22 protein-coding genes are annotated in these 25,992 nt (G+C 65.7%); 8 read left to right on the forward strand and 14 right to left on the reverse strand.

The genetic code is table 11. From position 1 onward, the window contains the following. Positions 1-59 precede the first annotated feature (59 nt). Positions 60-1,931, forward strand: a complete 1,872-nt coding sequence (locus A5788_RS23185) for an ABC-F family ATP-binding cassette domain-containing protein (protein ID WP_064869471.1) — start codon at positions 60-62, stop codon at positions 1,929-1,931. Between the two features lie 30 nt (positions 1,932-1,961). On the opposite strand, the gene A5788_RS23190 is transcribed toward A5788_RS23185, so the two are convergent. Then, on the reverse strand, positions 1,962-2,810 hold the full coding sequence (locus A5788_RS23190; RefSeq protein WP_064869504.1) for an SGNH/GDSL hydrolase family protein: 849 nt from the start codon (positions 2,808-2,810) through the stop codon (positions 1,962-1,964). A 178-nt stretch (positions 2,811-2,988) separates the two neighbouring features. On the opposite strand from A5788_RS23190, the gene A5788_RS23195 reads away from it, so the two are divergent. Together A5788_RS23195 and A5788_RS23200 are read left to right on the forward strand one after the other, a co-directional pair. After that, positions 2,989-5,277: a carbon starvation CstA family protein gene (locus A5788_RS23195; protein ID WP_064869469.1), complete on the forward strand. Its 2,289-nt coding sequence runs from the start codon at positions 2,989-2,991 to the stop codon at positions 5,275-5,277. 11 nt (positions 5,278-5,288) lie between these two features. Then, the gene (locus tag A5788_RS23200; protein ID WP_049697979.1) at positions 5,289-5,483 is read left to right on the forward strand and encodes a YbdD/YjiX family protein; all 195 of its coding nucleotides are present in this window, start codon (positions 5,289-5,291) and stop codon (positions 5,481-5,483) included. A 105-nt stretch (positions 5,484-5,588) separates the two neighbouring features. Here A5788_RS23200 and A5788_RS23205 read toward each other — a convergent pair whose 3' ends face one another. Beyond that, on the reverse strand, positions 5,589-6,353 hold the full coding sequence (locus tag A5788_RS23205) for an alpha/beta fold hydrolase (protein WP_049697980.1): 765 nt from the start codon (positions 6,351-6,353) through the stop codon (positions 5,589-5,591). 74 nt (positions 6,354-6,427) lie between these two features. Continuing rightward, positions 6,428-7,969, reverse strand: coding sequence for an ABC-F family ATP-binding cassette domain-containing protein (locus A5788_RS23210; RefSeq protein ID WP_064869467.1), 1,542 nt, complete (start codon positions 7,967-7,969; stop codon positions 6,428-6,430). Between the two features lie 231 nt (positions 7,970-8,200). Here A5788_RS23210 and A5788_RS23215 point away from each other — a divergent pair, with 231 nt between their 5' ends. After that, a complete protein-coding gene (locus A5788_RS23215; protein WP_064869465.1) occupies positions 8,201-9,202 on the forward strand; it encodes an enoyl-CoA hydratase/isomerase family protein in 1,002 nt (333 codons plus the stop codon). 5 nt (positions 9,203-9,207) lie between these two features. Here A5788_RS23215 and A5788_RS23220 read toward each other — a convergent pair whose 3' ends face one another. From A5788_RS23220 to A5788_RS23235, 4 genes are all read right to left on the reverse strand, one after another. Beyond that, on the reverse strand, positions 9,208-10,047 hold the full coding sequence (locus A5788_RS23220) for a hypothetical protein (RefSeq protein WP_231894159.1): 840 nt from the start codon (positions 10,045-10,047) through the stop codon (positions 9,208-9,210). A gap of 15 nt (positions 10,048-10,062) precedes the next feature. Continuing rightward, a complete protein-coding gene (locus tag A5788_RS23225; RefSeq protein ID WP_064869463.1) occupies positions 10,063-11,673 on the reverse strand; it encodes a peptide chain release factor 3 in 1,611 nt (536 codons plus the stop codon). Between the two features lie 70 nt (positions 11,674-11,743). Next, positions 11,744-12,760 carry a beta-ketoacyl-ACP synthase III gene (locus A5788_RS23230; protein ID WP_064869461.1) on the reverse strand — a complete coding sequence of 339 codons (1,017 nt, stop codon included), beginning with the start codon at positions 12,758-12,760 and terminating at the stop codon, positions 11,744-11,746. Positions 12,761-12,810: 50 nt separating this feature from the next. Then, entirely contained in the window at positions 12,811-13,512 is a 702-nt protein-coding gene (locus A5788_RS23235) for a PadR family transcriptional regulator (RefSeq protein WP_064869459.1), read from the reverse strand. A gap of 266 nt (positions 13,513-13,778) precedes the next feature. On the opposite strand from A5788_RS23235, the gene A5788_RS23240 reads away from it, so the two are divergent. Both A5788_RS23240 and A5788_RS23245 read left to right on the forward strand, forming a co-directional pair. Next, positions 13,779-14,792, forward strand: a complete 1,014-nt coding sequence (locus A5788_RS23240) for an ATP-binding cassette domain-containing protein (protein WP_064869500.1) — start codon at positions 13,779-13,781, stop codon at positions 14,790-14,792. After that, entirely contained in the window at positions 14,789-15,550 is a 762-nt protein-coding gene (locus A5788_RS23245; RefSeq protein ID WP_064869457.1) for an ABC transporter permease, read from the forward strand. The genes A5788_RS23240 and A5788_RS23245 overlap by 4 nt, the downstream gene beginning before the upstream one ends. A 4-nt stretch (positions 15,551-15,554) precedes the next feature. On the opposite strand, the gene A5788_RS23250 is transcribed toward A5788_RS23245, so the two are convergent. The 4 genes from A5788_RS23250 to A5788_RS23265 all read right to left on the reverse strand — a co-directional run bounded on the left by A5788_RS23250 (position 15,555) and on the right by A5788_RS23265 (position 19,911). Continuing rightward, positions 15,555-16,625 (reverse strand): beta-ketoacyl-ACP synthase 3, encoded by a 1,071-nt coding sequence (locus tag A5788_RS23250; protein WP_152930013.1) that lies wholly within the window; start codon positions 16,623-16,625, stop codon positions 15,555-15,557. A 113-nt stretch (positions 16,626-16,738) separates the two neighbouring features. Beyond that, positions 16,739-18,574 (reverse strand): SLC13 family permease, encoded by a 1,836-nt coding sequence (locus A5788_RS23255; protein WP_064869455.1) that lies wholly within the window; start codon positions 18,572-18,574, stop codon positions 16,739-16,741. A gap of 93 nt (positions 18,575-18,667) precedes the next feature. Then, a complete protein-coding gene (gene pth, locus A5788_RS23260) occupies positions 18,668-19,234 on the reverse strand; it encodes an aminoacyl-tRNA hydrolase (protein WP_064869453.1) in 567 nt (188 codons plus the stop codon). A gap of 50 nt (positions 19,235-19,284) precedes the next feature. Then, the gene (locus tag A5788_RS23265) at positions 19,285-19,911 is read right to left on the reverse strand and encodes a 50S ribosomal protein L25/general stress protein Ctc (RefSeq protein ID WP_064869452.1); all 627 of its coding nucleotides are present in this window, start codon (positions 19,909-19,911) and stop codon (positions 19,285-19,287) included. 236 nt (positions 19,912-20,147) lie between these two features. Here A5788_RS23265 and A5788_RS23270 point away from each other — a divergent pair, with 236 nt between their 5' ends. Beyond that, positions 20,148-20,603: a limonene-1,2-epoxide hydrolase family protein gene (locus A5788_RS23270; protein WP_064869498.1), complete on the forward strand. Its 456-nt coding sequence runs from the start codon at positions 20,148-20,150 to the stop codon at positions 20,601-20,603. 10 nt (positions 20,604-20,613) lie between these two features. Here the strand turns inward: A5788_RS23270 and eutC are convergent, their stop codons facing one another. From eutC to eat, 3 genes are read right to left on the reverse strand one after another with little or no spacing between them, the layout of a single operon-like run. Beyond that, entirely contained in the window at positions 20,614-21,402 is a 789-nt protein-coding gene (gene eutC / locus A5788_RS23275; protein WP_082937923.1) for an ethanolamine ammonia-lyase subunit EutC, read from the reverse strand. After that, positions 21,399-22,805 carry an ethanolamine ammonia-lyase subunit EutB gene (locus tag A5788_RS23280; protein WP_064869450.1) on the reverse strand — a complete coding sequence of 469 codons (1,407 nt, stop codon included), beginning with the start codon at positions 22,803-22,805 and terminating at the stop codon, positions 21,399-21,401. Before A5788_RS23280 ends, eutC begins: the two co-directional genes overlap by 4 nt. Next, complete coding sequence (gene eat, locus A5788_RS23285) at positions 22,802-24,241, reverse strand: ethanolamine permease (protein ID WP_064869448.1); 1,440 nt, start codon at positions 24,239-24,241, stop codon at positions 22,802-22,804. Before eat ends, A5788_RS23280 begins: the two co-directional genes overlap by 4 nt. A gap of 210 nt (positions 24,242-24,451) precedes the next feature. On the opposite strand from eat, the gene A5788_RS23290 reads away from it, so the two are divergent. Then, a complete protein-coding gene (locus A5788_RS23290) occupies positions 24,452-25,954 on the forward strand; it encodes an APC family permease (protein WP_064869446.1) in 1,503 nt (500 codons plus the stop codon). The last annotated feature ends 38 nt before the right edge of the window (positions 25,955-25,992 follow it).

Here is a 25,992-nt window from a genome sequence, read left to right on the forward strand (position 1 = left end):
GGCACGGGGCCACAGACGGCCACGCCGACCAGCGCCGCGCGCATTGGTAGCCTCGACCGGTGTCACCTGCCAATCCAACCGCGCTGATCAACGCCGACCGCATCAGTAAGAGCTACGGGATCAAACCGCTGCTCGACGAGGTGAGCCTCGGCGTGCACGAGGGTCAGCGCATCGGTGTCGTCGGACTCAACGGCGGCGGCAAGACCACGCTCCTCGAGATCCTCGGCGGCGTCACCGAACCCGACGCCGGGCGCATTTCGCAGACCGGCGGCATCCACGTCGCGGTCGTCACGCAGCGCGGTGAACTACCCGCAGGCGCAACAGTTTCCGACGTCGTCGTCGGCGACGATGTGGAAGTCCACGAGTGGGCAGGCGATGCGCGAGTGCGCGGCGTCCTCGCGGGAATCGGTATCGACGGCCTTCTCGATCGACGCGTCGACGAACTGTCCGGCGGGCAGCGGCGTCGGGTCGCGCTCGCGGCCGCGCTGGTCACCGACTCCGACGTGCTGATCCTCGACGAGCCGACCAACCACCTCGACGTCGAAGGCGTGCAGTGGCTTGCCGAGCACCTCGTTTCTCGACGCGGCGCGCTCGTCGTCGTCACCCACGACCGCTGGTTCCTCGACACCGTCGCCACGCGCACCTGGGAGGTGCACGACGGTCAGGTCGATGAGTACGAGGGCGGCTACAACGACTGGATCTTCGCGCGCGCCGAGCGGGCACGACAGGCCGACGTCGCGGAGGAACGTCGCCAGAATCTTGCGCGCAAAGAGTTGGCATGGCTGCGGCGCGGACCGCAGGCGCGCACCTCCAAACCTCGGTATCGGGTCGAGGCGGCCGAGAAGTTGATCGCCGACGTCCCGCCGCCGCGAGATTCGGTGGCGCTCTCGGCATTTGCCCGACGCAGACTCGGTCGCGTCGTGATCGAACTCGAGGACGCGCACATCGAGACACCTCCGAGCGACGACGGCGCGCCGGGCCGGGTCCTGCTCGACGACCTCACCTGGCGACTCGCGCCAGGCGAACGTGTCGGTCTCGTCGGGGTCAACGGCTCGGGTAAGACCACATTGCTGCGGGCGCTGGCCGGTGAGGTCGACGTCGAGCCAGGGCGTCGGGTCGAGGGACTGACCGTCAGCATCGGTTGGCTCAAACAGGAACTCGACGACCTCGACCCCGACCAGCGGGTCCTCGACGCCGTGGAGTCGGTGGCAACGCGAATCACGCTGGGCGACAAAGAGATCTCGGCCAGCCAGCTCGCCGAGCGACTCGGTTTCTCGCCGGCACGCCAGCGCACTCCAGTCGGGGATCTCTCCGGCGGCGAGCGGCGTCGACTCCAGTTGACCCGCATCCTGATGGGCGAACCCAACGTGCTGCTACTCGACGAGCCGACCAACGATCTCGACATCGACACCCTGCAACAACTCGAGGACCTGCTCGACAACTGGGCCGGAACCATGGTCGTGATCAGTCACGACCGCTACCTCATCGAGCGCATCGCCGACAGCACGTGGGCTCTGTTCGGCGACGGCAAGCTCACCAATCTTCCCGGCGGGATCGAACAATATCTGCAGCGGCGCAAGGAGATTACGGCGAGCAGCTCCGGCGACAACCGTTCTGCGGTGCTGTCGGGCGTGGCGGACAAGGCGACGGTGTCGACAGGGGAGACGTCGGCGGTGACGGCCGGCGCCCCGCAGCCCGCCGCGCCTGCGTTGAGCGCTGCGCAGCACCGCGAGGCGCGCAAGGCGATGAACCGACTCGAGCGGCGGATCGCGCAGCTGGACGAGCGGGAGGCGAAGCTTCACGTCGAATTGGCCGACGCGGCAAGCGATCCCGGCCGTCTCGTGACGCTCGGCGCCGAGTTGCGCGGCGTCGTCGACGAGAAGGAGACGGCCGAGATGGAGTGGCTCGAAGTCGCCGAGCAGCTCGAATAAGGTTGCGAGAGTTCGCGTTATGCCGTGCAATCAGCGGCGGATCGCGCCGTTGACAAGTGTCGCGACACCGATCGACCCCGCCTTGTTCAGGTGATAGGGATACGCGATGCGATTACTCAGGCTCGACTCGTACCACGACGTGAGACCGCACGGATCATGGCCTGCCGACGCACGATTGACGTCGACGAACTGTCCGTCGACCTTCGCGGTGGCACGTGCGAGAGCACTGTTGGCCCGATCGAAAACCCCGTGAAGCCACCGCACGTCTGGATCGCTGATCGGTACCAGCGGCCAGCAGCCGTGTGAACCCATGAAACCGCCGATACCCACGACGACGATCTGAGCGTGGGGGGCTTTTCTGCGGATGGCGGCGAGCGCCGGTGTGACCGCGTTCTCCATGACGGCGATGCGGTTGACGGCGAGCTGTGCCAGCCCGCGGTTGGAGCGGCAGTGTCTGTCGCCGAACGGCGAAGTGCCGCAGGGTCCGACGATGCGTCCCCACGCCATGTCGTTTCCGCCGATGCTCACGGTGACGACCTGCGCATCCGACGGGACCGACCACACCTGGGGCGGCTTGTACCCACCGCTGGTCTGCTGGCCGACGCGGTAGAGATGTTCGGCCAACGCGCCCGAGCAGGAGATGTCGATGAAGCGTCGCGGCAATGTCAGCGCCGCGACCACGGTCGGGTAGTTCAGTGCCGAGCGTTTGCATCCTCCGAAGTAGCCGGGCGTCGGAGTGAAGAAGCTGCCCGAGGCGCGTGAATCGCCCAGCGCCACGTACGGACCGCCCGAGTAGCGCACCGGTGTGCTGCCGGGATCCGCGCCGGCCCGCGAGGACGTGAATCCGCCGCCGGCCAGCAGGGTCGCAGTGCACAGCATCACGAGCGCGATCGCGACGATCGGCCGTCGTAGGAACCGCTTCAGATCAAGCCCATCAGGTTGCACAGAATGAACTTTAGGTTGTCTCGCACACATTTTTGGTATGCGGTGTGAATCACATATCCGTGAGTAGAGTGATCCGCGGCATGTGCGAGCTTCCAAGGAAGGGCAGTGAGCGATGACAACCGTGTCAGAATCTTCGACGTCGACGCGTGACGAGTTTCCCGACGTCGAGTTCGTGACTACCGATCCCGACCGACCACCCGTAGCGGTGATCGACCGGAGTCCGATGACACCCGCGAAGAAGGCGATCTTCGCGGTGATCGGCCTCCTCGGTGCCATTGCCTGGGTGGTCATCGCCCTCGTCCGTGGCGAATCGGTGAATGCGGTGTGGTTCGTCATCGCGGCGCTGTGCACCTACGTCGTCGCGTATCGCTTCTACGCTCGGCTCATCGAGATGAAGGTCGTGAAGCCGCGCGACGACATCGCGACTCCCGCCGAGGAGTACGACAACGCTCGCGATTACATGCCGACCGACCGTCGGGTGCTGTTCGGTCACCACTTCGCGGCGATCGCCGGTGCGGGGCCGCTCGTCGGGCCGGTGCTGGCCGCGCAGATGGGCTACCTGCCGGGCACGATCTGGATCATCATCGGCGCGGTGGTCGCCGGATGTGTGCAGGACTACCTCGTGCTCGCGATCTCGACTCGACGTCGAGGACGCAGCCTCGGCCAGATGGCCCGTGACGAACTCGGGTCCGTCGGCGGCACGGCCGCGATCGTGGCGGTGCTAGTCATCATGGTCATTCTGATCGCGGTGCTCGCGCTCGTCGTCGTCAACGCACTGGCTGAGAGTCCGTGGGGTGTCTTCTCGATCGCGATGACCATCCCGATCGCGCTCTTCATGGGTGTCTACCTGCGATATCTCCGGCCGGGCCGGATCAGCGAGGTGTCGGTGATCGGCGTCGTGCTGCTCCTGTTGGCCATCGTCGCCGGCGGGTACGTCGCCGAGACGTCGTGGGGGCAGGACTGGTTCAGCCTCTCGCCGGTGGTGCTCAGCTGGGCGATCATCATCTACGGCATCGCGGCGGCCGTGCTGCCGGTCTGGTTGCTGCTCGCTCCGCGCGACTACCTGTCGACGTTCATGAAGGTCGGCACCATCGCGCTGCTGGCCATCGGCATCCTGGTGGTACAGCCGGTCATGAAAGCCCCCGCGGTCAGTGAGTTCGCGTGGAACGGAAACGGCCCGGCATTCGCGGGTGCCCTGTTCCCGTTCCTGTTCATCACGATCGCCTGTGGCGCGCTCTCGGGCTTCCACTCGCTCATCGCGTCGGGCACCACTCCCAAGCTGCTGGCCAAGGAGGGACAGGCTCGGATCATCGGCTACGGCGGCATGCTCACCGAGTCCTTCGTCGCGATCATGGCGCTGATCACCGCATGCATCCTCGATCAGCACCTCTATTTCGGCATGAACGCACCGAAGGCGCTCACTCAGGGAACCAATCAGGGAGCTGCCGACTACGTCAACGGCCTCGGACTCAGCGGAAAGCCGGTCGACGCACAGTATTTCGCCGACGCCGCGCAGAGCGTCGAGGAGAAGTCGATCGTCTCCAAGACCGGCGGTGCACCGACGCTCGCGATGGGAATGTCAGAGACGCTGCAGCGTGGTTTCGGCGGAGAATCGTTGCGCGCCTTCTGGTATCACTTCGCGATCATGTTCGAGGCGCTCTTCATCCTCACCACGGTCGACGCCGGGACACGCGTGGCGCGCTTCATGCTGTCCGACGGTATCGGCAACCTGCCGGGTGCTCGTCGTTTCAAAGATCCGTCGTGGCGCCCCGGAGCGTGGGTGTGCACGCTGATCGTCTGTGCCGCTTGGGGTTCCATCCTGCTGATGGGTGTCACCGATCCACTCGGCGGTATCAACACGTTGTTCCCGCTGTTCGGCATCGCCAATCAGCTACTTGCCGCTATCGCGCTGACTGTTGTGACGGTGGTCTTGATCAAGCGGCGCCAGTGGAAGTGGGCGTGGATACCCGGTGTGCCGTTGGCATGGGACCTCATCGTCACCATGTCGGCGTCGTGGCAGAAGATCTTCTCGTCGAATCCGGCCATCGGCTACTGGGCGCAGCACCGGGCATTCGTGAACGCCAAGGACGACGGTCTGACCACGTTCAAGACCGCCAAGAGCATCTCGGAGATCGATGCGGTCATCCGCAACACGTTCATTCAGGGAACACTGTCGATCATCTTCGCCGTGCTCGTGTTGATCGTCGTCGCGGCGGGCCTCTGGGTCGCCATCAAGGCCGTGCGCGCGGGCGGACTACCCACCACCGAAGAGAAACCCGTTCCGTCGAAGATCTTCGGGCCGCGCGGACTGTTCCCGACACGCGCCGAGAAGGCGGTGCAGCGCGAATGGGACGAATATGATGCCGCCCACGGGATTTCAGCTCGGAGTAGCGGACACTAGAAGGCGATGACATGAAGACCGGCCTCACCCACGCCCTGACCTCGGTGCGCTGGTACGTGCAGAGCGTCATGGGCGATCGAGACTACGACCGCTACCTCGCACACCACGCATCGGAGCACGGGGCGTCGGCTCCACTGACCGAGCGCGAGTACTGGCGACAACGCTTCGCCGACCAGGACCGCAACCCGCAGGGACGGTGCTGCTAGGCGGAGATGGGGAGCCGGCCCCAAATGTGTGTCCAATTGAAGGATGTGGGTGCTGCAGCAGCCACATCTTTCGATACGACACACATTTAGGGCCGGGGGGCTCGATCAGTGGAGCGGGGCCCGGTCAGCGGAGTCGACCGTGTCCGCGAAGTCGTCGATGAGCCCGGCGGTGAATTCCGGCTGGATCAGTGGGAACAGGTGCATGGCCCGCGGTACGACGACGAGGTGTCCGTCGGCCGCGGTCTCGACGAACCTCTTCTCGTGCAGCCGGAACTGGTCCCACGCGCCGTTCGCGAACAGCGTCGGTCCGGGATAGGCCGCGAGGGCGGCGAGGGCGTCGAAGTGGAGCACCGCGTCGACGACGTCGCGGATCGAATGCAGCGCGAGGCCGCCTGCCTCCATGTCGTCGGACACCTCTCGGCCGACGGCGATGCGCGTCAGAACCCTGCTGACCTGGGCGGCTTCGGACGGAAGGACGCTGGTCGCCGCGCCGAAGAGGCGAAACGGCGCGGCGAGCAGGCCACTCGGCTGCGCGGTTGCACACAGCACACCGAGGCCTGCGACGCGGTCGGGATGTCTCGCAGCCGTCGCCATTGCGACGTAGCCGCCCATCGACATACCGACGACCAGCGCTGAGCCGCCGACCGAGTCGATCGCGTCGCTCACCGCGACGACGGCTCCGTCCAACGTGAACGTCTCATCGGCGCGTGAACCGTGGCCGGGCATGTCGGGGCACACCACCTCACGGTCGGCGAGCGAGCCGGCCACGCGTCGAAAGGTCTGTCCGCTCACGCGCAATCCGTGCACCAGAACGATCGGTGTGCGTGCTGTGGTGGGGGGAAAGTCGGTGGCAGCGCTGTCGGTGCTCATCGAAAGTCAGTATCCACAAAGAGTTGCGTGGGATCCACAGGTACAAAAATGCCCCCGTGGATCCCACGCAACTTTCACCCGAGCGTGACCTCGCGGTCGATTCCGACCTCGTCGCGGAAACCCGCGTCATGCGAGACGAGCAGCAGCGCGCCCGACCAGTCCCGTAGCGCCGTGACCAACTCCTCGACGGTGTCGATGTCCAGGTTGTTGGTCGGCTCGTCCATGATGAGGAGCTTGGGATCGGGGTCGACGAGTAGCGCATCCGCCAACGCGACGCGAAGCCGTTCGCCGCCGGAGAGTTCGTCGAGGCGCCGATCGCCACGTGAGCCGCGGAACAGGAATCGCGCGAGATGAGCTCGCACATCCTGACCGTCGACTTCTGGGTGCCGCTTGCCGACGAATTCGACGACGGTCTGCGCCGGATCGTCGAACGAGATCTGTTGCGGCACATATGCGTAAGGAACGACGATGCGCTCGTTGTCGATGAGGTCGGCGATCAGGGTGGTCTTGCCGGAGCCGTTGCGTCCGGTGAGTGCAACGCGTTCTGGGCCGTCCATTCGTAGCCGATCGTCGACGATCACCTGAGCCGAACTGCCAAGTGCCACATCCGGCATGGTGATCCGCGCGCCCCGATCGGAGCGCACGTCGTCGCGGACGGACTCGAGCCGTCCGGCGGCGGCGGTCACGTCGTCGCGGTGCTCGTTGCGGAAGCGTCCGGCCGACTTCTCGGCGGCGTCGCGTCGGAGATGCGCGATGATCTTGGGGACACGCTTCTCCCGTTCGGCCTTGGCCGCGGTCCGTGCTCGTCGGTCGAGGGCGATCTGCGCGTTCACCATCTCCCGACGCTGCTTGCGAAGATCGTTGGCGGCGTTGGCAACTGCGGCCTGCGCCGTCGCCTGTTCAGACTCGACCACCTCGCGATAGAACGAATAGGGGCCACCGAACACGCGCACGTCGCCGTGATACAGCTCGAGTGTGGCGTCGACGCGTTCGAGGAGCTCGAGATCGTGGGAGACGACGAGTACGGTTCCCGCGAATCTGTCGATCAGCTCGAAAACCCTGGCCCGGGAATCGGTGTCGAGATTGTTGGTGGGCTCGTCGAGCAGCAGTACCGCCGGCGAGTGCACGATCCGCGACACGATCGCGAGCAGCGTCGCCTCGCCACCGGACAGTGTTCCGACCGACCTGTCGAGGTCGGTGGGCAGCCCCAGCGCCGCCAGTTCGGAGGTCGCGCGCGCCTCGATGTCCCAGTCGTCACCGACGGCATCGAAGTGTGCGCCGTCGACAGAGCCTGCTTCGATTGCGCTGATCGCGGCCCTGATCGGCTCGATCCCCAACGCCGACGCGATGGTCAGCGAGGTGTCGGAGAAGGCGTGTTGGGGAACGAGCGAGACCTCGCCGGTGGTGGCGATACTTCCCGATGTCGGTACGAGCTGGCCCGCGATCAGCCGCAGTAGCGTCGTCTTTCCTGCGCCGTTGGCGCCGACCAGCGAATACACGGCGCGTGGAACCGAGAACGAGAGCTCGTCGAATACCGGTGTCCCGTCCGGCCAGCTATACGAGACGTCCGAGAGCGTGATCGACGGTGCGAGATCGACGGATGACGGTGTGGACATGAACAACTCCGAGAGATTGGTGGGTGCGTACGGCGTCGGATCGACGCGGTCGCGCTGAATGCCAATCTCAGATGTTCATGTCTGTCAGATCACCCCTGTGCTCATCGAAGAATGGTGCCGCACATCGTGCGAACCCAATCAACCATAACTCCGACGACCGACCCCCTGTCAACAGAGTTGTGTTCGCCAGCCGATGGAGTCGGTGTTCGACGACGCGCTACCGTGAAACGCATGTCCTTCATCCGAACTCAGGTCGGCAACGGCGTCGGTGAGATCATCCTCGACCGTCCCAAGGCACTCAATGCGCTCGATCAGACGATGATCGACGACATGCACGACGTCCTCGGGCGTTGGGGCGACGACGATTCGATCGAGACGGTGTTGGTGACCTCCGCGAGCGATCGCGCTTTCTGCGCGGGCGGCGACATCCGGGCGATCCGCGAGCATGCCGTCGCTGGTGAGTACGACGAGATCCGAAACTACTTCGCCGCAGAGTATCGACTCGATCAGATGATCGCGCACTATCCCAAAGCGTACGTCGCGCTGATCGACGGAGTGGCGATGGGTGGCGGACTCGGGATCAGCGTGCACGGCGAGGTTCGCGTCGTCACCGAGAACTCGCTGATGGCCATGCCCGAGACCGCGATCGGATTCTTTCCCGACATCGGCGCAACCTACTTTCTGCCTCGCCTGCCGCGTGGTGTCGGAATGTGGTTGGGGCTCACCGGTTCGCGCGTGCGTGGTGCCGAGGCCGTACACCTGGGGCTTGCCACTCACTTCGTGCCAGCGGCCGAGCTGGAAGCCGTCGCAGACGCGCTGCGCGCCGGCGAGTCGCTCGTCGACATCCTCGGTGGCAGAAGCGAATTGCCCGTCTCCGATATCCCGATCGCCAAGATCGGCGAGTACTTCGGCGACGACAATGTCGCCGCGATCCTCGGCGGGTTGCGCGGCGCGGCAGGTGACGACTGGGCCGCGGAGATGGTCGAACTCCTCGAAGGTGCGTCGCCGACGAGTCTGTGGGTGACCGCAGCACTCCTCGACGCCGGCCGGGATTCGACGCTCGACGAGTGCTTCGACCGCGAATTGCACGCGGCGACAACGATAACGAAGACCAATGACTTCTCCGAGGGCGTGCGGGCGATGCTCGTCGACAAGGATCGCAGCCCGTCATTCGAGCCGTCGACCGTCGACGCCGTCGATCAGTCTGTGGTCGCCTCGATCGTTGAGGACTGAGCCGATCACGGCTGCAGGTCGAACCATCCGGTGAGGCTTGTCGGGCGCTCGGGCTGAGCGCCCGGTGTCGGTGCGGCAGCAGGCGCCGCGCTGTCGTCGTCGACGGGCACATCGTCGTTCGGATCGAGCGGATTCTGTTCGGACACAATCGTTTCGGGGCAGTCGAATGATCCTGCGGCCCGCTTCGACGACATCGCGGTCAGCGTCAGCCTGCACGCCGTCGACGACCTGTAGGTCCCCTTCTCCGACAGTCCGATGGTGGCGGTAATCGATGTGGTCAGGGGGCCAACCGGCGGGCGTGGACCATCGGTTGGCGGTAGGTGTTCGCCGGTCAGCGCGCCCACCGGGAATTCGATCTGTGCGCCCTCGGTGCCGTCGCCCTTGAACACGAACAGCAGAGAGTCGGGCGGGACATCGGGCGTCGGCTCGCCCCAGCGGCCGAACTCGTAACATGTTGGGGCAGGCGACATTTGCTGCGCAGTCGGGCTGACGGGTGCAACTACCTGCCCGTCCGCCCCTACCTGTCCATCCACGCCCACCTGCCCGCCAACGCCGGGCTGGCCCGTCGATGCCGTGAGTTGTCGCGGCGAGATCAGGACGTGTCCCCGGGTGAATCTCAGGTCGGAGCCCTGCCGGTCGATGGGCCCCGACGGGGGCTTCTCGGCGCAGCGTGCCGGATCCTGTTGCGCGGAGACGGTTGGCGTTGCTGATGACGACTGCGCCGCACGCGTCACCGATGTCGAGTCGGCGCACGCCGAGGTGATCGATGTGAGTGCGGCAGCGACCGCGAGCAGTGCGCAGATCCGCAGCGTGCTCGAGTGGCGTGCGGTCGATCGTCCGATCACGTCAGCCCGCCCTGGTCAATCAGCCGTTGCGACAAGCGGTTCGAGCGTCAGGTCGCCGTGTTCCTTCTCGATGTACTGCAGTCGCCATTTGTCGCTGAAGAGTGCGAGTATCGCGCCGTCGGTCCGCGTGAACACCTCGACGCCGCGCTGGCGGTTGAGTTCCGACGCGCTGTCGGCGTCGGTACGTCGGGCGAGGCTGTACCCGAGTGGCTCGATCACGGTGTCGACGTTGAACTCCGTCTTCATCCGTGCGGTGACCACCTCGAACTGCATCGGTCCGACGGCGGCCAGTACGGGTGACGCGTCTCCGCGGGTCTCGTTGCGCAACACCTGCACAACGCCTTCGCTGTCGAGCTGATCCATGGCCTTGCGGAACTGCTTGTACTTGTCCGCGGTGGTGACGCGGAGCGTCGAAAAGTGTTCTGGCGCAAAGGAAGGGATGGGCGGGTACTGGATGCGCGGGCCGTCGTAGAGCGTGTCGCCCGGTGCGAGTGCCGTCGCGTTGACGAGGCCGATGACGTCGCCGGGGTAAGCGGTGTCGACCGTCGAGCGGTCGCGGCCGACGACGGTGTGAGCGTACTTGGTGGCGAAGGGTTTTCCGGTCTGCGCGTGGGTGACGACCATGCCGCGCTCGAACTCGCCGCTCACGATGCGCATGAAGGCCAACCGGTCGCGGTGGCTGGAGTCCATGCCTGCCTGGACCTTGAACACGACGGCGCTGAACGGGTCGGTGACCTCGCGTTCGGTCCCGTCGATCCCGGTGCGACCCGACGGTGCGGGCGCGAGCTCGACGAGCGCGTCGAGCAATTGGCGGACACCGAAGTTCAGCATCGCCGAGGCGAAGATCATCGGCGACGTCTGGCCTGCGAGGAAGAGTTCCTCGTCGTGATCCTGGCCCATCTCGGAGAGCAGTTCGCTCTCTTCCACGGCCGCGATCCAGGCGTCGCCCTCGCGCTCGAGAGCGGCGTCGGGGTCGAGCAGTTCCTCCGGCGCGATCTTGGCTCCACCGGCGGTGCGGGTGAAGTGGATGTACTCGCCGGTGCGGCGGTCGAGGAGTCCGCGGAAATCGCCCGCGATGCCGACGGGCAGGAACAGCGGGGTGGGGATCAAGCCGATGCGTTCGCTGATCTCGTCGATGAGCTCCAACGGGGTGCGGCCGGGGCGGTCCCACTTGTTGATGACGGTGATGACCGGGATGCCTCGATGGCGACACACCTGGAACAGCTTGAGCGTCTGGGGCTCGAGCCCCTTGGCGGCGTCGATGAGCATGACCGCGGCGTCGACCGCGGTCAGCACTCGGTAGGTGTCCTCGGAGAAGTCGGCGTGGCCGGGGGTGTCGACGAGGTTGATGACCGCGCCGGGGCCGTCGGTGCCCTCGAGGGCGTAGTTGAACTGCAGAGCGGTCGAACTGACGGAGATTCCGCGAGCCTTCTCCATCTCCATCCAGTCCGACACCGTCGATTTACGGCCGGCCTTGCCGTGGATGGCACCCGCCTCGCTGATCACGTGCGCGTGCAACGCCAGTGCCTCGGTCATCGTCGACTTACCCGCGTCAGGGTGGGAGATGATGGCGAAGGTACGTCGACGCTGGGCCTCGAGCCGCAGCTCACGCGCGTCAGAACTCACCAGACGAGGCTACTAGCCGGGCGAGCGTCGGAGCAAAACGCTCGACGCTGCCCGACGGTCAGGTCAGCCGCTACTCGAACGGGACCGGCGGCATCTTGACCACCTGCGCGGCGTAGCTGAGGCCCGCGCCGTAGCCCAGCAGCAGGGCGGTGTCGCCCGGCTGGGCCTTGCCGGTGGAGAGCAGATCCTCCATTGCCAGCGGGATCGACGCCGCCGACGTGTTGCCGGTGTATTCGATGTCGTTGGCCACCGGGGTGCCCTCGGGCAGATGCAGCGTCTTCGCGAGCAGATCGTTGATGCGGGTGTTGGCCTGATGGGGGACGAAGACGTCGAGGTCTTCGGCGCCGATCTTGGCGGCGTCGAGCGCGCGCTGTGCCACCTTGCCCATTTCGAAAGCGGCCCAACGGAATACCGCGGTGCCCTGCAGGCGCACGTAGGGCCGCTGCACCCGGTCGCCGTCGAGGAAGGTCACCCAGTCGATGTCTTGACGAATCGCGTCGTACTGACTGCCGTCGCTACCCCAGATCACTGGTCCGAGCTGCTGATCCTCGGTGGGTCCGACGACGACGGCTCCGGCGCCGTCGCCGAAGATGAAGCAGTTGGTGCGGTCGGTCATGTCGAGGGTCACGGACAACTGCTCGGCGCCGATGACGAGGACATGCGTCGCGCTTCCGCCGCGCACCATGTCGGCGGCGAGTGCCATCCCGTAACCGAATCCGGCGCAGCCGACGGTGACGTCGAACGCGGGAACACCGTTCGCGCCGAGTTCGGTGGCAACCTTCGTCGCGCCTGCAGGCGTCATGAGCAGATGGGTGTTGGTCGCGAGGATGACGGCGTCGATGTCGGAGCCGGAAAGCAGAGCATTGGCGATCGCCGTGCGCCCGGCCTTGATGCCCATCTCCACGACGTCCTCGTCGCGGCGCGCGAAGCGTCGGGTTTTGATGCCGGTCCGCGTGTAGATCCACTCGTCGGAGGAATCGATGTGCTCGCAGATCTCGTCGTTGGTGACGACGCGCTCGGGGCGGTACGCACCGATGCCGAGCATGCCGATGTTGTTGACGCCCGATGTGTCCGCGATCTCTGCCATGATCTTCCTTCCGTTATGCGACCCGACATAGACCGTCTCACATCGCGGAGCTACTCGGAAGTACCGATGCGCGAGGAGGGGACATCGTGGCCGGGCTGACCTTCGAGAATGCGCCTGTAGTCAGTGCGGTCTGCGGTCATCTGGTGCCCGGGATCGTCGGGCGGTGGCGTCCAGTCGGCGTTCTCCAGGAACGACAGCTTCCCCTCGTGCACGTCGGCGATGACGTCGGTGAGCCAGTCCGCCTCGGCCTGCGCGAGACGCAACCACAGGCGAGCGCCCTCCATGGCATGTGGTGGAGCGTAGGGGTTGGCGCCGGGTTCGGTGTCCGCGCTGTATTCGCGTATGACCTCCCTCAGCGTCACCAAACGCTGCTGCAGCAGCGTCGTCGCATGGTCGTCGCCGAGGAGTGGCAGGAGATTGAACGCCGCTTGGAACGCGCTGCGGTCGAAGACGTCGACGCCGATCATCGCGCGCTCGATCATGCTGTGCAGCCTGGCCCGACCCGACTCCGTGATCTCGTAGACGCTGACCTCGCGCGAGCCGTCGGAGACCTCGCGGCGTGTGAGATCGCCTGAGTCGCTGAGCTTTCCGAGCGCGTGGTAGATCGAGCCCGGATTCACGTTGGCCCACTTGTCGACCTGCCACGACAACAGTTCGCGGCGGATCTGATAGCCGTTGACCGGCCCGAAGATGCCGACGACGCCGAGCAGGAGTAGCGGCGTCGTCGGTGGGATGGGTGGCGTGGAAGCCATGACCTGACAGTAATGCGTCGAGAAAGATTTCGAATCGAGGGCAGGGGTTGTCCGCATTTCGATGAATCATCGACGCGTAGGTGATCAGTACACGCAGACAGTCACGACGACGCCGTCGGGTTTCAGGGGCCTTTCGACGACTACTTCTGCGACGAAGTAAGCATCTAGTCAACTTTGACTAGATGGCTTATATTCAAATTTGAACACGATGCGTGAGCGGCTCACTCGACGTTCACACAGAGAGGGGACGAGCTGTGATACCGACGATGATCCAAGCGCGAGGTCTGGTGCAGACCTTCACGACGGGGCGAGGCAAGAACAAACGCGAGGTGCGAGCCGTCGACGGCGTCGACCTCGATATTCACGAGGGTGAGGTGGTCGGTTTTCTCGGCCCCAACGGCGCGGGGAAGACCACCACGCTGCGTATGTTGACGACGTTGCTGCGGCCAACCGCCGGAACCGCGACCGTCAACGGATACGACGTCGTGAACGAGTCGGTGATGGTCCGTCGCAGCATCGGCTACGTGTCACAGGCGGGTGGAACGTTCAGCCAGGCCAGAGCGGGTGACGAGGTGGTCGACCACGGGATGCTCTACGGACTCTCACACGCCGACGCCACTCGGCGCGGGCACGAACTGTTCTCCCGACTGCAACTCGACGGTCTCTGGGAGCGGCAGCCCAAGAACATGTCGGGCGGTCAGAAGCGTCGCCTCGACATCGCGATGGGATTGATCCACGACCCCTCGCTGGTCTTCCTCGACGAACCGACCACCGGCCTCGACCCACAGGCACGGGCGAACCTCTGGGACCACATCAGCAGGCTGCGCACCGAGCGCGGCTCCACGGTCTTCCTCACCACGCACTACCTCGACGAGGCCGACGAACTCTCCGACCGCATCCTGATCATCGACAACGGCAAGATCGTCGCGGCCGACACCGCTCAGAACCTGAAAGACCAGGTGTCGGGCGACCTCGTCGACCTCGAGGTCCAGACGGCAGCCGAGGTCGACATAGCCGCGGATCGTCTACGACGCATTGCCAACTCCGTGGAGACCGACGGCCGCCACGTCCGCGGACGTGTCCGGCACGCGGGGCGCGAGATACCGGGACTTCTCCGCGAACTCGACGCGTCGGGTATCGCGCTCGACAGCATCGAGGTGCTGCGACCAACGCTCGACGACGTGTTCCTGACGATGACCGGGCGTTCGCTGCGCGACGCGCAAAGCGGGACCGAAGACGCCGCACTCGAAGAACTCGACAACGAAGGAGCCATCCGATGAACTTCCTCCGCGATTCCACCATCGTGTTCCGTCGACAGATCCGGATGAATCTGCGCAACCCGGCCTGGGTGCTGATCGGGGTGCTGCAACCCGTGCTCTATCTGGTGCTCTTCGGTCCACTGCTCAAACCCATCGTCAACCAGTTCCCCGGGGGCGCCGACAACGCCTACACGTTCCTGGTGCCGGGTCTTCTGGTGCAGCTCGGGTTCTTCGGCGCGTTGTTCGCCGGTTTCAGTCTGATCGGCGAGTGGCGCGAAGGCGTCGTCGAGGCCGAACGTGTGACGCCCGCGAGTCGCTCCGCACTGCTGACCGGTCGGCTCATGCGCGACGTGCTGCAGTTGTTCGTCCAGGCGCTGATCCTGGTGTTCCTCGGCTACGCCATGGGCATGCGCGGATCCGTCAGCGGCGCGATCGTCGGCATCGCCATCACGCTGCTGATCGGCGCAGCGTGCGCCGCGGCGTCGAACGCGCTTGCTCTGACTGCCAAGAGCGAAGACGTCATGGCGCCGGTCATCAACATGGTGATGATGCCGGTGCTGTTGCTGTCGGGAATCCTGCTGCCGATGACGCTCGGACCGATGTGGCTGCAACGGGCCAGCGATTTCATGCCGTTCCGCTGGATCGTCGACGCCGTCCGAAGCAGCTTCGTCGGTGGCGTCGCGACATCGACGGTCGCGTGGGGTCTGCTCACCGCCATCGCGCTCGCGATTCTCGGAACATCGTGGGGCACAGCGGTCTTCCGCAAGGAGAACGCGTAGCGGGTTACCCCAGGTCGTCGAAACTGCTCACCTTAGGTGCCGGGGGAAGCGTAACGACAGCCCCGGCGTAGGAGAGGCCAGCGCCGAACCCGAGCAGCAGCGCGGTCTGTCCGCCCTTGGCTTTGCCGGTGGCCAGCATCTCTTCCATCGCGAGCGGGATCGACGCCGCCGACGTGTTGCCGGTGTTCTCGATGTCGTTGGCCATCGGCAGGTCGTCGGGGAAGCCCAGGTTCTTCTTCATCAAGTCGTTGATCCGGGCGTTCGCCTGGTGGGGGACGAACACCTCGATGTCGTCGAGTCCGATCCCGGACCTCTCGATCACCGACGACAACGCCTTGGGCAGTGTGATTGCCGCCCAGCGGAATACGCGCGAACCCTCCATGGTGACCACCATTCGGCCGACAGGCTCGGTCTCCGGATCCTTGTGCTGATATTCCTGAGCGCGGTCCATGTACTCGGGGATGTCGTAGTTCTGGCCGATCGCCTCGGCGTTCTCGCCGTCAGAACCCCAGACGGTCGGGGAGATCCCGTTCTCGTCGCTCGGTCCGACGACGACCGCACCGGCGCCGTCGCCGAAGATGAAGGCGGTGTTGCGGTCGGTGGGCTCCATGACGACCGACATCGTCTCGACGCCGACGACAAGTACGTACTCGGCCGAGCCCGCGCGCACGGTGTCGGCCGCGACGCCCAGGGCGTACCCGAAGCCGCCGCATCCCGCGGCGATGTCGTAGGCGGGAATCCCGTTGAGGCCGATGTCGTATGCCACGATCGGGCCGCCGTGCGGAATCTTGGTCTTCCAGCTGTTGGTGGCCAGGATCAGCGCACCGATCTTGTCCTTGTCGATCCCGGAGTTTTCGATGGCCCGCTCGGCTGCGGCGGCGGCCATCGACCGTGCCGACTCGTCGCCGCTGATCCACCGGCGATTACGGATGCCGCTGCGTTCGAAGATCCACTGATCCGAACTGTCGAGAACCTCGCACACCTCATCGTTGCTGACCAGGCGTTTTGGTCGGTACGCGCCGATGCCCAACATCGCTACGTTCTGATGGCCTGTGTTGGCGGCGATGACGGTCACGCGTACTTCCCTTCGACAAACGGATCACGCAGCGGATAGCCCTGCGCCCGAAAAGAGTGTAGGCCCCGCCACATCCGGTGACGAACAAGGCCGCTTCTCACGGCGCCTGCTCGTCAGCCGTTGATCGGCCAGAACACCGGGACCAGGGTCACGGTGACGACCAACCAGCAGACCATCAGGACGATCCCCAGCCGCCAATAGTCGCCGAAGCGGTATCCGCCCGGATTCATCACGATCATGTTGGCGGGAGTGGCGATAGGCGTCAGCAGGGAAGCGGCGGCAGCGACGCAGACCACCATGAGCACCGTTCGGGCGTCGACACCGACGTCGGCCGCGGCGACGAGCGCGATCGGTATGACGATCAGCGCGGTGGCGACGTTGGAGATGAACTGCCCGAGTACGGCGGTCAGCACGAACAGCATGGCCAGCAGCAGATACGCACTGTGTCCGGACACCAGGTCGACGATGGGTCGTGCGATCAATTCGGCACCGCCACTGCTCGTGATCGCCGCCGACATCGGGATCAGCGCGGCGATCAGGACGAGCGTCGCCCAGGGAACGGCACGGTATGCCTGCTCGCTCGACAGCACGCGGAACAGCACCATCGCACCCGCTCCGAGCAGACCCGCGACCACCGGCGGCACGGCCCCACTGGCCAGCAGCGCGATCGTCACCACCAGGATGACTGCCGCACGTGGAGCGCTTCGCCCGAGCGGAACCGTCTGCCGCCGAACGGTTTCCGACGATGCGACCACCAGAACGTCCTTGTCGTCGGCGAGAGCGTCGAGCGCGCCCCACGGGCCGTACACCAGTAGTGCGTCGCCTTCCTGCAGCGTCGACGCACGTGACGAGACGTCGTCGTTCTGCCTGCGCACCGACAACACGAGCAGCCCGTCTTCTGCGCGCACCATCCCGCCGAACGCCGGCCGCCCGATCCACGACGAGCGCGGTGGGATCACCAACTCACAGATTCCGTTGTCGCGGTTGATGAGACTGTCGCGCTGGCCGCTCATGCGCCTGCCGATGGTGTCCTCGACGGTGAGGTCGGCTTCCCGTGCGAGTGCCTCGACGGCTGTGCCGACGCCCGAGACGACGAGCACGTCCGACGGTTCGAGGCGATGCGTCGAACTGAGCACGCGGCCACGTTCGGACTGCGCGGCGACGGTGTCGATCGCGTCGTCGGTGATGGCCGCGCGGACCGTCTTCCCGACGAGCGTCGACGCTGGTTCGACGTGCAGGCGAAAGGTGCGCACGCCGGTCGTCGCCAATCCCGACAGTTCGTAATGCTCGACGACGTCGCGCTGATATCTGCTGAAATCCTCTGGCAGTGACTGCGATTCACGACGTGGAATCAGCCGGTCGCCGACGAGGGCGATGACAACCAACGTCACCACGACCAGGGGGACGCCGATGAGGGAGAAGCCGAAGTAGCCGATGGACGAACCGGTTTGCTCGGTGGCCGCCTCGTCGATGATGACGTTGACCGGGCTGCCGCTCAGGGTGAGTAGCGAACCGGCGCTCGCGGCGAACGCGAGAGGGAGCAGTACGCGCGACGGCGACAGATGTGCTCGCCGCGCGACGGCGACACTGACCGGGACCAACGCTGCCGCTGCGCCGTTGATCGTGATGAGCGGACTCAACGCCGCGGCGAGGACCATGATTGCGGCAACCACCCTGGTGCGCGTACGACCTGCGACGCGCGCCAGCACGCTGCCCAGCCACGCGGTGATTCCCGATGCCTCGAGTCCCTCGCTGATCACGAACAGGGCGGCGATGAAGGCGATGACGCTCTGACCGAGACCCGAGGTCAGTTCGTCGAGCTGTACCAGTCCGAGGAAGTAGAGCGCCAACGCCGACCCGATGGCGACGAGCCCGACCGGCAGCTTGTTGATGATGAACAACACGACCGTGACGCCGAGGACGATGAGACTCAGGGCGGCGTCCGACATTGGACCATCGTTGCACCGCGAGGGGGTTCATGCTGCGGTGTCGGGCAGTGCGTGCCGCTTCTCAGTCGGTGGCGGCGTCGTCGAACCGCGGTATCACCAGGTGTGGACGACGTTCTGCGCTGCCTCGAGACCTGAGGCGATCAGCGCCTCGGTGGCGTCGGCGCCATGCTGGATGAGCAGTTCGACGTCGGCGCGTGCCGACGACGGAAAGGGTTTGAGCACGAAGTCGGCGGGATCCTGGCGACCGGGCGGACGACCGATGCCGAGGCGGACGCGGTAGTAGTCACGCGATCCGAGTGCCTGGCTGATCGAGCGCAGCCCGTTGTGGCCGCCCTCGCCGCCGCCGAGTTTGAGCCGGACGGCGCCGAAGTCGATGTCGAGTTCGTCGTGCAGCGCAATCAGATCCGACGGGCCGATGGAGTAGAACTTCGCGAGCGGGCCGATCTCGCGACCGGTGGTGTTCATGTACGTGCGCGCACGTGCCACCAACACCGACTGGCCGGCGAGCGTGATGGGTGCCACCACCGCGCCGGAGCGCTTGTGCACCTTCCATCGCTCGCCGGCCGTCGTGACGAGATGGTCTGCGACCATCGCGCCGATGTTGTGACGCGTCCGCTCATACTTGGAACCCGGATTGCCGAGTCCGACAACAAGTTTCATGATTCCTGTGTCATCAGTAGGGGCGGCGCGTCGGCGGAGATGACGCCGAATTACTCGGCCTCGGCCTCAGCGGCGGCAGCGTCGGCGTCAGCCTGCTCGGCGTCGGTCTCTTCCTCGAGCTCTGCGGCGGTGGTCGCCTCGTTGACCGCGACGATGAGGGTCTCGGGGTCGGTGACGAGCTCGACGCCCTCGGGGAGGACCAGGTCCGACGCGTGGACCGACGTGCCGACTTCCTTGCCCTCGACGTCGACGACGATCTGCTCGGGGATCGACAGTGCGTCGGCCTCGATCTCGACGGTGTTGGCGTCCTGGGTGACCAGGGTGCCGGGAGCGGCGTCGCCCTCGACGACGATGGTGACCTCGACGGTGACCTTCTCGCCGCGCTTGATGACGAGCAGGTCGACGTGCTCGATGTAGTTGCGGATCGGGTGGATGTCGATCTGCTTGGTCAGCGCGAGCTGGCTGGTGCCCTCGATGTCGAGGTCGAGGACAGCGTTGGTTCCGTTGTTACGCAGGATGGCGGCGAAATCGCGAGCCGGGAGGTTGAGGTGCTGCGGGTCGGTGCCGTGGCCGTACAGCACGGCGGGCACGTTGCCTGCGCGACGAGCGCGTCGAGCGGCGCCCTTGCCCTTTTCGGTGCGGGTGGTGACTGCCAGCGCGTTTGCCTGGGTTGCCATGTGACTCTCCTTGGTGGTTCGGCCGCGTCGGTGCGTGCAGCCGGATGGTCGGTGCTCGGCGCTCTGTGGCAGTTCCGCAGGCCGACAATCCACGACCACCTGCGGAAACTCGAGTCCGCAAGGAGATGTGCGATGGTCGCGCCGATTACGGTGACTGCTCACCCTCGCCGAGACAACCCGTCAAGAATAGACGACGACCTGCGGTGAAGTCACATCGCGCACCGTACGGTGACACCATGACCTCCCGTACCCCTGATCGCGTCGTCACCGACTTCCTCGATGCTCTCGCCCGCGACGACAGTTCCGCAGCCATGGCAGATCTCGACGAGAACGTCGTCTACACCAATGTCGGACTGCCGACGGTCCGTGGCAAGCGCAACGTCGCCAAGGTCTTCGGTGCGATGGACGCGTCGTCGTTCGCAGGCTTCGACTACGGGATGATCAACGTCGCCACCGACGACACCGTGGTGCTCACCGAGCGGATCGACGAGATTCGCCTCGGTCCCGTACGTATCCGGTTCTGGGTGTGCGGACGCTTCGAGGTTCTCGACGGTGCGATCGCCGTGTGGCGCGACTACTTCGACTTCTGGGACTTCACCAAGGGCATCGTGCGTGGACTCGTGGGCGTCGTCGTCCCGTCGGCAGTGCAGTCGCTGCCGCCGCGCACGGTCGACGTGCCTGGAATTGCCTAGCCCCCGCGACCTAGCCGAGTTCGCCCTGCGCAGCGGCCGCGGCGACGGCGGGGTCGGCAGACGAGGTGTCTTTGAGTGCGACGCCCGAGGCGCCGAGTTGCCGTGCCCCGGACACCAGTGCTCCGACGATCCGCGCGGCATCGCGGTATCCGAGCCCGTCCGGCGGATGGATGTTGGAGATGCAATTGCGTTCGGAGTCACGACGACCCGGCTCCGGGCGATACGTCAAGTAGATGCCGAGGCTGTCGGCGACGGACAGTCCCGGACGTTCCCCGATGATCACGAGAAGGATCTCGACGCCGAGTGCCTCCCCGATGTGATCACCGAGCGCGACGCGCGCCTGGGTGGCCACGACCGGTGGAGCGATCGAGAATTGCCGCGACAGTTCGGCGGCGATCGTCTCGACGAGCGTGACCGCGTGCGTGTCCACCGCCGTTGCCGACAGGCCGTCGGCGATCACGAAACCGATGTCGGCGCCCGAATGTTGCACTGCGGAAAGGTCATTCGGGATTCGGCCGAGATCGGGCCGGCGCAGGTACTCCGCCCGCGACGACGCCTGACTCGTGACGACCGCCGGCTCACCCAACCCCAGCTCCCGCAGACCGTCGACGACGCCGTCGGAGTCCATGGGCGTGTGCACGGCGTCGCGCGCTGCCGCGTGGTCGGCCTGGTACTGTAGGACGTCGGTACTCGACAGCGCATTCCCGCTGCGCTGCAACCCGATTCGCGCCTGGGTGAGTCCGCGCATCGATCCCCACGGATCGACCGACGGGGTCGACTGCGTGTCGGGTGTGTTCACGACGCCGCCAGTCCGCGCAGCGCCGAGGTCTGCGGGTCGAGTGGCACGACGTGGCCGCCGTCGTCGGCCATGCCGATCGTCTGCATCCACGCCTCGAACTCCGGTGCCGCGCGCAGACCGAGGACGTCGCGCAGGTACAGGACGTCGTGGAACGAGAGGCTCTGGTAGCCGAGCATGATGTCGTCGGCGCCCGGCACGGTGATGACGAATCCGACTCCGGCCATCCCGAGCAGGCTCAGCAGCGTGTCCATGTCGTTCTGGTCGGCCTCGGCGTGGTTGGTGTAGCAGACGTCGACCCCCATCGGCAGCCCGAGGAGTTTGCCGCAGAAGTGATCTTCGAGTCCCGCTCGGATGATCTGTTTACCGTCGAAGAGATATTCGGGGCCGATGAATCCGACGACGGTGTTGACCAGCAGAGGCTCCAGCGACCGTGCGACCGCGTAGGCGCGCGCTTCGAGGGTCTGCTGGTCGACGGGCCGGCCACCGGTCCCCAGGTGTGCGCCCGCCGACAGTGCCGAGCCCTGCCCGGTCTCCAGATACATCACGTTGTCGCCGACGGTCCCGCGGTGCAACGACCGCCCGGCCTCATTGCCTTCGTTGAGAACTGCCAGGTCGACGCCGAATCCGCGATTGGCGCCCTCGGTGCCCGCGATCGACTGGAAGACCAGGTCGACCGGTGCGCCCGCCTCGACCAAGCCGATCGTCGTGGTCACGTGCGAGAGCACACACGACTGCATCGGAATATCGAAACGCTGCCGCACGTCGTCGAGGAGTTCGAGCAGCGTCGACGTCGCCTGTGGTGAGTCGGTTGCGGGATTGATTCCGACGACGGCGTCGCCGCAACCGAGGAGCAGGCCGTCGAGCAGTCCTGCCGCGATGCCGCGCGGATCGTCGGTGGGGTGGTTGGGCTGCAATCGTGTCGCGAGGCGGCCGGGCAGTCCGATCGTGGTGCGGAATCCGGCGGTGACCTCCATGCGGCGGGCGACGGAGATCAGATCCTGATTGCGCATCAACTTGCTCACCGCCGCAACCATTTCCGGGGTCAACCCGGGGGAGACGGCCTGCAGGCGCTGCGTTCCACCCGACGCCACGACCTGCTCGAGCAGCCAGTCGCGGAGACCGCCGACGGTCAGGTGCGCGATGGGGGCGAATGCCTCTCGGTCGTGGGTGTCGATGATCAGCCGTGTGACTTCGTCTGATTCGTAGGGGACGAGCATCTCTTCGAGGAAGACGGTGAGCGGAAGGTCGGCGAGAACCCAAGCCGCTGCGGCCCGCTCGGCGTCGGATTGTGCTGCGCACCCGGCCAATTCGTCGCCCGAACGTGCCGGGGTGGCCTTGGCCATCACATCGATCAGGTCGGCGAACTGGTAGGTGTGCCCACGAAGCGTGTGGCGGTAGATCACGAGAGTCCCTCTTCGGCGTCGGCAATGGCCTCGAACTCTTCGTCGGCGCTGGCGAAGACCAACCGGTTGCGGCTGTACAAGCCAAAATACGTCATGAAGAGCGCGAACACGATGAGACAGCCGGTCGCGGCCTTGATGTCGACGAGGAACGTCGCGACCAATGCGAGCACAGCGATCACGAGGGCGAAGCCCGTCGTGACCATGCCGCCGGGGGTGCGGTAGGGGCGCGCCAGTTCCGGCTCCCGGATGCGTAGCACGATGTGGCTCACCATCATCAGCACATAACTCAGCGCGGCACCGACGACGGCCATGTTCAGCAGCGTCGCGCCCTGTCCGCTGAGTGACAGGAGGAACCCGACGACTCCGGGGACGATCAACGCCAGCGTCGGAGACTTGCGAGAGTTGGTGACGGACAACGACTTCGGCAGGTATCCGGCGCGCGAGAGTGCGAACAACTGCCGCGAGTAGGCGTAGATGATCGAGAAGAAGCTCGCCACGAGCCCCGCCAAGCCGATGTAATTGACGACCGTGTGTGCGGTTCCGCTTCCCAGCGCCTCGACGAGCGGGTTACCCGAACTCTGCATGGCCGATGCCCCACCGGCTCCCGGCACCAGGAACAACACCAGCGCACACGTGAAGATCAGCGCGCACATCGCCGCGATGATCCCGCGCGGCACGTTGCGGGCAGGATCCTTGGCCTCCTCCGCGGCGAGGGGGACGCCTTCGACGGCGAGGAAGAACCAGATGGCGAACGGGATGGCCGCCCAGATGCCGAGGTATCCGTGGGGCAGGAACGAACTCGCGCCCGCTGCATTCGTCGGGGCGATATCGGTGAGGTTCGACCACGAGAAGTCGCCGATTGCCGCGACCGCGAACACGATGAGGCCTGCGAGCGCGACCGCGGTGATCACGAACATCACCTTCAGCGCCTCCCCGACACCCGCGAGATGTACGCCGATGAACAGTGCGTAGACCGCGAGGTACACCCACCACCCGTCGGTGATGCCGAACAGGTGCAGCGACTCGACGTACGCGCCGATGAAGGTCGCGATCGCTGCGGGCGCGATCGCGTATTCGATCAGGACCGCGGTACCGGTCGCCATCCCGCCCCAGGTGCCGAGGGCTCGGCGCGCGAAGGTGTATCCGCCTCCTGCCGCAGGCAGCGCGGAACTCATCTCGGCCATGCCGAGCACCATCGCGAAGTACATCGCGGCGATGATGACGGCCGCGATCGCCAGGCCACCGAAGCCGCCCTGCTCGAGCCCGAAATTCCACCCGGAGTAGTCGCCGCTGATGACGTAGCTGACCCCGAGGCCCGCGAGCAGCACCCACCCGGCCGTGCCGGTCTTGAGTCGACGTTTGTCGAGGTAGTCGGTCGAACTCGCTGCCGACGACGTGGCAGCCGTCGTGCCGCCTCCGGATTCGATTGTGCTCATGAACGCGCCTTTCGTGCGGAGGCGAGATCACCGTCGGTCTCGCTGCTTACTTGATTCCGGCAAGACGGTACGGAGTGTGTGTCACATCACAATGGCGTCGACGTAAGAGTGGCTGAGAAATGAGAACCCCGGATTTCTCACGCGGGTTAACACGCTGGAAACACGAAAACGATGCGTCGCAACGACTGCTCCGTCACGGTAGAGGGCGCTATGCCGACATCCTCCACCGCCGAATCATCGTCCAGCGCAGAATCGCCGTCAGCGACGTACCCGTTGGTCGCCGACGAGTCGCCGGTGCGCGGCCTGACCCGTCGTCAGCTTCCCTTCATACCCGTCTTCGCGCAGTCCGTCGCGGCCATCGCGCCCGCCGGGACGTCGGCGGTGACGCCGTTGTTCGTGATCGCCGCGATGAGTGGTGCCGGGGGAGTCATCTCGTTCGCCGTCGCGATGGTCGTCGTCATGATGATCTCGGCGTGCGTACGGCCGATGGCACAACGACTCGCCGTCGTCGGCGGTCTCTACTCGTACGTGGCTCAGGGGTTTGGCCCGCGCGTGGCGCTGCCGACGGCGTGGTCGGCGATTGTCGGATACGGCTCGGTGAGCATGGCGGGACTTCTCGCAGTTGGCTTGTACCTCAACCACATTGCCGTCAGTATCGGCGTGTCGACGTCGGTGTGGCTGCCGATCGTCTGTGTGATCATCGTCGTGGCCGCTGTCGCGATGACGGTGCTGATGGTTCGCGGGATCAAGGTCTCTGCGACCGCGACACTTGCGATCGAGGTCGTCGCCGTTGTCATTCTGGTGGGCCTGATGGTGTGGCTCGGGATCACGCACCATTCGGCTGACTGGTCGAAGGTGTTCGCGCCGCAGGTCGACGTCGGGTCGATGGGTCTGATGATCGTGGTCGCGGTCAGCGCGTTCGTCGGATTCGAGAGTGCGACGACGCTGTCGGCAGAGGCACGTCGACCGTTCCGCAGCGTTCCGCGGACCCTGCGTTGGACCCCGATCGCCGCCGGGCTCATCTATCTGCTCGCCGTGACCACTCAATCGGTCGCGATGTTCGACGCCCCCGCGGGCGTACGGACGAGCTCCACACCCCTCGCCGCACTGTTCCTCTCCGACGGCACCCGCGTCACGGCGGTCATCCTCGACATCGGGATCGCGACGTCGTTCTTCGCATGCGCGCTCGCCTCGGTCAATGCGCTCGTGCGCGTGCTGTTCACTTTGGGCCGCGAGAGGGTGGCACCTCGGGCGTTCGGCACCACGCACCCACGCTTTCACACACCCGCGTTCGCCACGGTCTGTGCGATGGCGGTCGTGACGCTCGGGCCACTGGTGTTCCTCTGGTGCGGCGGCGATCCGCAGAACGGGATTCGCGACTTCCTGACACTCAGCGCCCTCGGCTACATGGGTAGCTACCTCACCGCCTGTCTCGCATCGCCGCGGCTACTGGCGCGGATCGGCGAGAGCAGCAGGCGCATCCTGGCGCTCGGCGTGTTCACGGCGACCATTCTCGGAGTGCTGCTGCTGACCGCTTTCGGGACCGGCGTCGGACACGGACGCATTCTGGGCGTCGTCTACGTTGCGTCGATGGCTGTCGTGACCGTGTTCGTGCTGGGCGTGGCGCGACGCCGACCTCGTCTGCTCGCCGGAGTCGGAGTCTTCGATGCGACGACCAGTGCCGACATCCTCACGACTGCGACTCTGCGGTGACAATTCGGCGACTCGCGTGCGGACGCTGCGGTGAGGGG

The sequence above is a fragment of the Gordonia sp. 852002-50816_SCH5313054-c genome (assembly GCF_001665925.1).
Taxonomy (GTDB): domain Bacteria; phylum Actinomycetota; class Actinomycetes; order Mycobacteriales; family Mycobacteriaceae; genus Gordonia; species Gordonia jacobaea.

What these genes read in the sequence shown, in the direction of transcription:
- A5788_RS23195 (WP_064869469.1), top strand. Translation starts at nt 2,989, where the DNA reads ATGACAACCGTGTCAGAATCTTCGACGTCGACGCGTGACGAGTTTCCC.
- A5788_RS23190 (WP_064869504.1), bottom strand. Translation starts at nt 2,810, where the DNA reads ATGCTGTGCACTGCGACCCTGCTGGCCGGCGGCGGATTCACGTCCTCG.
- eat (WP_064869448.1), bottom strand. Translation starts at nt 24,241, where the DNA reads ATGAGCACAATCGAATCCGGAGGCGGCACGACGGCTGCCACGTCGTCG.
- A5788_RS23270 (WP_064869498.1), top strand. Translation starts at nt 20,148, where the DNA reads ATGACCTCCCGTACCCCTGATCGCGTCGTCACCGACTTCCTCGATGCT.
- A5788_RS23200 (WP_049697979.1), top strand. Translation starts at nt 5,289, where the DNA reads ATGAAGACCGGCCTCACCCACGCCCTGACCTCGGTGCGCTGGTACGTG.
- pth (WP_064869453.1), bottom strand. Translation starts at nt 19,234, where the DNA reads ATGAAACTTGTTGTCGGACTCGGCAATCCGGGTTCCAAGTATGAGCGG.
- A5788_RS23265 (WP_064869452.1), bottom strand. Translation starts at nt 19,911, where the DNA reads ATGGCAACCCAGGCAAACGCGCTGGCAGTCACCACCCGCACCGAAAAG.
- A5788_RS23215 (WP_064869465.1), top strand. Translation starts at nt 8,201, where the DNA reads ATGTCCTTCATCCGAACTCAGGTCGGCAACGGCGTCGGTGAGATCATC.
- A5788_RS23210 (WP_064869467.1), bottom strand. Translation starts at nt 7,969, where the DNA reads ATGTCCACACCGTCATCCGTCGATCTCGCACCGTCGATCACGCTCTCG.
- A5788_RS23240 (WP_064869500.1), top strand. Translation starts at nt 13,779, where the DNA reads ATGATCCAAGCGCGAGGTCTGGTGCAGACCTTCACGACGGGGCGAGGC.
- A5788_RS23255 (WP_064869455.1), bottom strand. Translation starts at nt 18,574, where the DNA reads ATGTCGGACGCCGCCCTGAGTCTCATCGTCCTCGGCGTCACGGTCGTG.
- A5788_RS23205 (WP_049697980.1), bottom strand. Translation starts at nt 6,353, where the DNA reads ATGAGCACCGACAGCGCTGCCACCGACTTTCCCCCCACCACAGCACGC.
- A5788_RS23245 (WP_064869457.1), top strand. Translation starts at nt 14,789, where the DNA reads ATGAACTTCCTCCGCGATTCCACCATCGTGTTCCGTCGACAGATCCGG.
- A5788_RS23230 (WP_064869461.1), bottom strand. Translation starts at nt 12,760, where the DNA reads ATGGCAGAGATCGCGGACACATCGGGCGTCAACAACATCGGCATGCTC.
- A5788_RS23235 (WP_064869459.1), bottom strand. Translation starts at nt 13,512, where the DNA reads ATGGCTTCCACGCCACCCATCCCACCGACGACGCCGCTACTCCTGCTC.
- A5788_RS23290 (WP_064869446.1), top strand. Translation starts at nt 24,452, where the DNA reads ATGCCGACATCCTCCACCGCCGAATCATCGTCCAGCGCAGAATCGCCG.